Raw genomic sequence first — 7,395 nt, forward strand, 5'->3', positions numbered from 1 at the left:
TCGCCCACATCGAGTCCTCCGGCACCACCCGCCAGGAAGCCAGCTCACTCCTCGCCGCCCATGCCGGCGCCTGACACCCGTAAAGGACCCAAGATGTTCCCCACCCGACTGGAAATCATCCCCTCCGAGGGCATCGTCGAAAAAGTCGCGGCGGCCGTGCCCCTGGACACAACACTGAGCATCACCTGCCTGCCCCACCACGGCATCGGGCGCACCATGCGCGTGGCAGTCGAGCTGGCCCAGCTGGGCTACACGGTGGTCCCGCACCTCGCGGCGCGCGCCCTGCAGGAGCGCCCCCAGCTCGTCGGAATCCTGCGCGACTGCGACGCGGCCGGCATCAGGGAGGTCTTTGCCATCGGAGGGGACTCCCAGCGGGCCGCAGGACCCTACGGCACGGCGGGGGAGCTGATGGAAGACATCACCCAGTACACCGGCGGCGGCATCTCCATCGGGGTCGCCGGCTACCCCGAGGGCCACCCCTCCGTCGGAGGGCTCGACCTGCTGGATGCACTGCTGGCCAAACAGCACCTGGCGAGCCGCATCGTCACGCAGATGTGCTTTTCCGCCCCGAAGATCGTGGACTACGTGGGCCTGCTGCGCCGCGAAGGCGTGGAACTGCCGGTCTGGGCGGGCGTCCCCGGTGCCGTACCCAGAACCAAACTGGTCGCCCTTGGCACCCAGATCGGCGTCGGCGCCTCGCTGAAATTCCTCAGCCGCAAAGGCCCGCTGGCCCGCCGGCTCCTCAGCGGGGAACGCTACCAGCCTGCGAGCCTGATTTCCGAGCTGGCCGAACACCCGGGCAGAATCGCAGGCATCCACTTCTACACTTTCAACCACCTGACCGCGGCAACCGACGGGGCAACCCCGGCGCCCGGCCCCGCGGCAACCGTACTCGCGTCAATTTCAGGAGCAGCAAAATGAAGACCCAGACTGAAACGCTGGCGCCGTCGCCCCACCTTGACCGGCAGCTCAGCAACCGCCACATCCAGCTGATCGCGATCGGCGGTGCCATCGGCACCGGTCTGTTCATGGGCTCGGGCAAGACGATCTCGGCGGCCGGCCCCTCCGTCATCTTCGTGTACGCGATCATCGGCTTCATGCTGTTCTTCGTCATGCGGGCGATGGGCGAGCTGCTCTTGAGCAACCTGAACTACAAGTCCTTCAGCGACTTCGCCGCGGACCTGCTCGGCCCCTGGGCCGGGTTCTTCACCGGCTGGACCTACTGGTTCTGCTGGGTGATCACCGGCATCGCGGATGTCATTGCCATCGCCGGCTACTCCAAGGAGCTCTGGCCCACCCTCCCGCTGTGGATCCCCGGCCTGGTGACCATCGCCATCCTCCTGCTGCTGAACCTGACCACGGTGAGGGCGTTCGGCGAGACGGAGTTCTGGTTCGCGCTGATCAAGATCGTCGCCATCGCGGCCCTGATTGTGGTCGGCCTGTTCATGATCTTCAGCGGGTTCAGCTCCGACGCCGGACCGGCCAGCTTCAGCAACCTGTGGAGCCACGGCGGCTTCTTCCCGAACGAATTCATGGGCTTCGTGGCCGGTTTCCAGATCGCCGTGTTCGCCTTTGTGGGCATTGAGCTCGTGGGCACCACCGCCGCCGAGGCCAAGGACCCGGAGAAGAACCTGCCCCGGGCGATCAACTCCATTCCCGTGCGTGTGCTGCTCTTCTACGTCGGCGCACTGATCATCCTGATGTCCGTCACGCCCTGGACCCAGTTCAGCGCCGGCCACAGCCCTTTCATCGCCATGTTCTCCCTGGCCGGCCTGGGAGCCGCCGCCACGGTGGTCAACCTGGTGGTGCTGACCTCGGCGATGTCCTCCGCCAACTCCGGCATCTACTCCACGTCGCGCATGGTGTACGGGCTTGCCCAGGAGGGCGACGCCCCGGCCGCATTCGGCGCGCTCTCGAGCCGCAAAGTGCCCCGGAACGCCCTGTTCCTGACGTGCGTTCTCCTGCTTTCCGGCGTCGTGCTGATGTACGCAGGACAGGACATCGGCAAGGCTTTCGACATGGTGACCACCGTGTCCGCGGTCTGCTTCGTCTTCGTCTGGTCCATCATCCTGGCCAGCTACATTGCCTTCCGCAGGCGCCGTCCGCAGCTGCATGACGCATCCAGGTTCAAGATGCCCGGCGGCATCCCCATGGCCTGGGTGGTCTTCGCCTTCTTCGCCTTCGTGCTCTGGGCACTGACCACCCAGCCGGACACCCTCCTCGCCCTGCTGGTCACGCCCATCTGGTTCGTCCTGCTGGGCATCGCCTGGTACATCCTGCGCCGCCGCCCCGCGCACCTGGCCCGCTACGCGGCGTTCCAGGCCGAGCTCGCCCAGGACCTGGAGCAGGAACGGGTGAAGCAATAAACACCACACACGCGCGGGGTCACCTGCAGAAGAGGCCCGCGTCGGCGCTCACGCCGTCGTCGCCGGCTCCGCAGCGGGCACGACGACGGCGCCGGTCGCCGTCGAGTCCGGGTTCAGCATCCAGCCGACCCGCTTGGGGGTGTTGAGCACCACCACGCTTTCCACGAGCTGGATTCCGGGGATCCGCAGCTGGAGTGCCTGTTCGGCGCCCATAACGTCCGCCAGGGAATGCAGCCACATCAGGATCACAAAGTTGGTGCGGCCCGTGGTGGAAGCGCTGAGCCGGACATTGCGGAAATTGCGCAGCTCGGCAGCGGCGGCTTCATGCTGGCCGGGCGGGACGTTGGCGAACCATTGGCAGCTGACCGGATATCCCGAATAGTTCTGCGCGATTTCGCACCGGAACGAGAGAACCTGGCTGGCCAGCACACGGTTCAGCTGTCGCTGGACGGTGGCCGGGCTGCGTCCCAGGGCGCGGGCAATGTCGGCAGCCGCCGCGCGCCCGTCCATGGCCAGGAACGGGATCAGCTCCAGATGGCTTGGCGGCAGCGGCGGGCCCTGGTTGCCGGCCGGCGCCGGGCCGGAAGCCTCGGGCCCTGCGAGCGCCTGGAGCGAGGCCTTTTGCGCCTTGTCCAGGACGTTCAGCCGCCACGCGTAACCGCCTGAATGCAGACGCGTGCACAGCGACGTCTGGTACTTGGTCAGGCCCGGGATCTCTTTGAGCCGTGCCAGCACGACGTCGCTGAACTGGGCCAAAGTGGGCGTGATGACGGTCAGCATGAGATCCCGGTTGCTGGCAGCCTCCTCCACAGTGACGACTTCGGGGATGGCCGCCAGCGCGGCTGTGACCTCGGCGCGCAGCTTCATCTCACAGTCCACATCCACCAGCGCCAGGCACATCTGCTTCGGATCTCCCATCAGATGGGCTGTGCTCCAGGCGGCGCCGGAGGCCTTCAGCCGCTCCCAGCGGGCGGCCAGCGTGGTGGCGTGGGCGCCCAGAATGCCGGCGGCATCCGACCAGCTGATCCGCGGCGCAATCTGCAGCGCGTTGATCAGCTGGAGGTCTTCCTCACCGATCTCCACCGGAATCTCCTCCGCCACTGCACGAACCCTGTCCCAGCCATCATACTTCTGCACGTATCCAGCCATTTCCCGCCCTGTGATCCCAGTCACCCCACAATTGGTGCAAGGCACTTACCAATCGTTCGGGAAGCAGGAACATATGTCGGTCACAGAGGATGCCAGGGAACTGCACGGCGAGATCACCCGGCTGCGCCACGAGCTGCACCGGGAACCGGAAATCGGCCTGCAGATCCCCCGGACCCAGGAAAAGGTCCTCACAGCCCTCGACGGGCTGCCTTATGAGATCACCCTCGGCGAAACGACGTCGTCGGTTACCGCCGTCCTCCGCGGCGGCGCACCGCACGCTTCGGCCGAGAAACCAGTTGTCCTGCTGCGCGCGGACATGGACGGCCTTCCGGTCCAGGAGCGGACCGGCGTCGACTTCACCTCCCGGGTCGACGGCGCCATGCACGCCTGCGGCCACGACCTCCACACCTCGATGCTGGCCGGAGCCGCCACCCTGCTGGCCGAGCGCCGCGGGCAGCTCGCCGGCGATGTGGTCCTGATGTTCCAGCCGGGCGAGGAGGGCTGGGACGGCGCCGGCCACATGATCCGCGAAGGGGTTCTTGACGCCGCGGGCCGCCGCGCGGACGCAGCCTACGGCATGCACGTCTTCTCCTCGCTGGAGCCGTACGGCCAGTTCGCCACCAAGCCGGGCGTGATGCTGAGCGCCTCGGACGGACTGTTCGTCACGGTCCTGGGCGCCGGAGGCCACGGCTCCGCCCCGCACGCAGCCAAGGACCCCGTCACGGCAGCCGCCGAGATGGTGACCGCACTGCAGGTCATGATCACGCGGCAGTTCAACATGTTCGACCCCGTAGTCCTGACCGTCGGCGTCCTGCACGCGGGCACCGCCCGGAACGTGATCCCCGAATCGGCGCGCATCGAGGCCACCGTCCGGACGTTCTCGCACGCCTCCCGCGAACGGATGATGTCCGCCGTTCCCACGCTCCTGAAAGGCATCGCCCACGCCCACGGCCTGGAGGTGGAGGTCGAATACCGCGGGGAATACCCGCTGAGCATCACCGACGAAAACGAGACCCTCACCGCGGAGAAGACCATCCAGGACCTGTTCGGCGACGCCAGGCTGACCCGCTGGGCCGCCCCGCTCAGCGGGTCCGAGGACTTCTCCAGGGTGATGGAAGAAGTGCCGGGCACCTTCATCGGGCTCAGCGCCGTCGCCCCGGGAGCGGACCACACCTCCACGGCGTTCAACCACTCCCCCTACGCCACGTTCGACGACGGCGTCCTCGCCGACGGGGCAGCGCTTTACGCGGAGCTTGCCATTGCCCGCATCGCCGCGCTTGCCGCCGGCCACCCCATCTCACTCGCCTCCTAAAGCCCTACATCGCAGGAGAAATCATGACCACCATCGTTAACCCGCAGAACGCCACCCGGGCGGCCACCCGGAAGACCCTCCTCGGCACGGGCATCGGCAACGCCGTCGAATGGTACGACTGGGCGATCTACGCCACGTTCACGCCCTTCATCGCCAGCCAGCTGTTCAGCAAGGCGGATCCCGCCTCGGCCGTGCTGGCAACCCTGGCCATCTTCGCCGTCGGCTTCGTGGCACGGCCGGTCGGAGGATTCCTGTTCGGCTGGATCGGCGACCGCGTCGGCCGCAAGACATCCATGACGCTCGCCGTCGGCCTCGCGTCACTGGGCAGCCTCATGATCGGCGTTGCCCCGTCCTTCGCCGCCGTCGGGGTCTGGGCGTCGCTGACGCTGCTGTTGGCCCGGCTGGTCCAGGGCCTGGCCCACGGTGGTGAGCTGCCGTCGTCGCAGACCTATCTCTCTGAGGTGGCCCCGAAAGAGAAACGCGGCCTGTGGGCCACCCTGATTTACACCTCGGGCACGGTCGGCATCCTGGTCGGCACCCTGCTGGGTGCGGTCCTGAACATGACGCTGAGCACCGATGCGATGAATGACTGGGGCTGGCGCGTTCCGTTCCTCGTCGGCGCCGTCATGGGGCTGTATGCCCTGATCATGCGTTCCAAGCTGCATGAGTCCGAGGCTTTCGAAGGCGAGTCGACCTCCGAGAAGCGCGCCCCGATCTGGCCGCAGATTGTGCGGCACCGCAAGCAGGCCCTCCAGGTCGTGGGGCTGACGGTGGGTCTCACGGTGATCTACTACATCTGGGGTGTCGTGGCCCCCAGTTACGCCGCCACCGTCCTGAAGATCGACCGCGGGGAAACCCTGTGGGCCAGCGTCGTCGCCAACATCGTGTTCATTGCCGCCCTGCCTGTCTGGGGCAAACTGTCTGACCGGATCGGCCGCAAGAAGGTGCTCTGGGCCGGAGCGGCCGGAGCGGCCGTCATGCACTTCCCGATGACCTGGCTGCTGAAGGACTCGGCCTGGCAACTGGCCGTGGCCATGTCCGTCATGCTGATCTTCATTGCCGCCAGCGCCGCGATTGTTCCGGCCGTCTACGCGGAACTGTTCCCCACCAGCATCCGGACCATCGGCGTCGGCGTCCCGTATTCCATCTGCGTGGCCGTGTTCGGCGGGACCGCCCCGTACCTGCAGACCTGGCTGGGTGGCATCGGCCTCGCCAACGCGTTCAACCTGTACGCCGTGGTGCTCCTGATCGTCAGCGCGCTGTTCGTCTTCACCATCCCGGAAACCAAAGGCAAGGACCTGACGCACTAAGAGCGCCGGGCGGACGGGACCGAGGCGGGTGCCGTGTTCGAAGGTTAGGACTGGCCTCGCGTCCCTGATTGCCGGTCTATCGTGCCGGGTTCGAAGGGCGGGCCGGCGGCTGGCGACTCGCCACGAGACGGTCCGACTCGCGGGCAACAACAACAGACTGGGCCCCGCCGGATCCGGCTGCCGCGAGTGAAGGCCCTGGCGGTACGCAGCCGGTTGTTGTTGCGGGGCCAGTCACGGTCCGCTGCTCCTCGGTAATGGGAGGATCGTTCAAAACCTGGGCGACGGCCGCCTCACCTGTTTGGCAACGCTTGGGGTCTGCGCGCCAACGAGGTCACGCACCTACAGACCGTGGAATTTCCCGGAACCGCCGGGCCCCGCAGTTCGGCGAGTTCGGCTGGCCTCCCAAAAGACGCTTCGTGATGACGGTCTTTGACTGGAGAGTAGGACTCAGCGGATAAGTGCCTTTCCCTAATTCAATTGAATCTTCAATTAATGTTCTCTAGGAGACTAGACTCTCCGCGCCAAGCCACAAAGCCTTCATCCTGGGCATCCTTGCTGAATCGCGTGCTGCACGGTCAGCCAGCCCAACTCAGCGACGACAACACTTGCGCTACGGGCACAGCACGGAACAGGCTGATTAATCCGGTTCCGGGCAAGTGCAGAAAAGGCAGCTATTGGTGTCGCGTTCCTCGCCCACAGCCGGGGCACGGCCGATGCGGCGCCACCGTCCCCGACCGCCCCGGCGCAGTCATGCGGTTCATGGCTTATTCGCCGCACATCAGGCTGGCGAGGAACGCGTCCAACTGGCGGCCCGCGGCTGCATCGTTTGGTAGGCCCATTTCTCGAAGGGGCCTTCTTCGTCCATGAGAACGCGCATGTGAGGGTCTGCGCGGCTGAGCCACCAGGGGGTGATTCCCAGAGCGGGTTCGAGGCGGAGGTGTTCCCCGACCAGCCAGCTTGCCCCCATTCTTATCAGCGACTCAGGCATTTGCATTTCTCCAGCCACCAGGCGAAGGCCGCGCCCTCGTTGGTTCTCATTTGTGGGCAGCGGAAACGCGCGGACGCTAGCTGGCGGACCGCAGTGTCTTGAGTTCCAATCGAGGGTGTGAACTTCGGAGTGCTCCTTTGTCGTCTTGCTAAGGCCATAAGCATCGCGAATCCTGTCTCGAAGGCCTAGTGGGTGTCCACGGCTTCGATTTCCGTCTTGTCCTCGCCCCAGAGGGTGTGGAAGGTACCTTCGGCGTCGACCCGGCCGTAG

Annotated in this window: 6 protein-coding genes; 4 read left to right on the top strand and 2 right to left on the bottom strand. The window is 66.2% G+C overall.

Features of this window, described 5'->3' with window-relative positions:
• Positions 1-93: 93 nt before the first annotated feature.
• Complete coding sequence (locus QCD75_RS21450; protein ID WP_301231543.1) at positions 94-921, top strand: methylenetetrahydrofolate reductase; 828 nt, start codon at positions 94-96, stop codon at positions 919-921.
• Complete coding sequence (locus QCD75_RS21455) at positions 918-2,366, top strand: amino acid permease (RefSeq protein WP_301231544.1); 1,449 nt, start codon at positions 918-920, stop codon at positions 2,364-2,366. Before QCD75_RS21450 ends, QCD75_RS21455 begins: the two co-directional genes overlap by 4 nt.
• A gap of 48 nt (positions 2,367-2,414) precedes the next feature.
• Here QCD75_RS21455 and QCD75_RS21460 read toward each other — a convergent pair whose 3' ends face one another.
• Positions 2,415-3,449 (bottom strand): Lrp/AsnC family transcriptional regulator, encoded by a 1,035-nt coding sequence (locus QCD75_RS21460; protein WP_301231549.1) that lies wholly within the window; start codon positions 3,447-3,449, stop codon positions 2,415-2,417.
• Between the two features lie 139 nt (positions 3,450-3,588).
• Here QCD75_RS21460 and QCD75_RS21465 point away from each other — a divergent pair, with 139 nt between their 5' ends.
• Positions 3,589-4,827, top strand: a complete 1,239-nt coding sequence (locus QCD75_RS21465) for a M20 metallopeptidase family protein (protein WP_301231545.1) — start codon at positions 3,589-3,591, stop codon at positions 4,825-4,827.
• Between the two features lie 23 nt (positions 4,828-4,850).
• Positions 4,851-6,137 carry an MFS transporter gene (locus tag QCD75_RS21470; RefSeq protein ID WP_301231547.1) on the top strand — a complete coding sequence of 429 codons (1,287 nt, stop codon included), beginning with the start codon at positions 4,851-4,853 and terminating at the stop codon, positions 6,135-6,137.
• A gap of 778 nt (positions 6,138-6,915) precedes the next feature.
• Here QCD75_RS21470 and QCD75_RS22325 read toward each other — a convergent pair.
• Positions 6,916-7,131 (bottom strand): DUF4913 domain-containing protein, encoded by a 216-nt coding sequence (locus QCD75_RS22325; RefSeq protein ID WP_367400690.1) that lies wholly within the window; start codon positions 7,129-7,131, stop codon positions 6,916-6,918.
• Positions 7,132-7,395: the final 264 nt, after the last annotated feature.

The sequence above is a fragment of the Arthrobacter sp. PsM3 genome (genome assembly GCF_030433895.1).
Classification (GTDB): domain Bacteria; phylum Actinomycetota; class Actinomycetes; order Actinomycetales; family Micrococcaceae; genus Arthrobacter.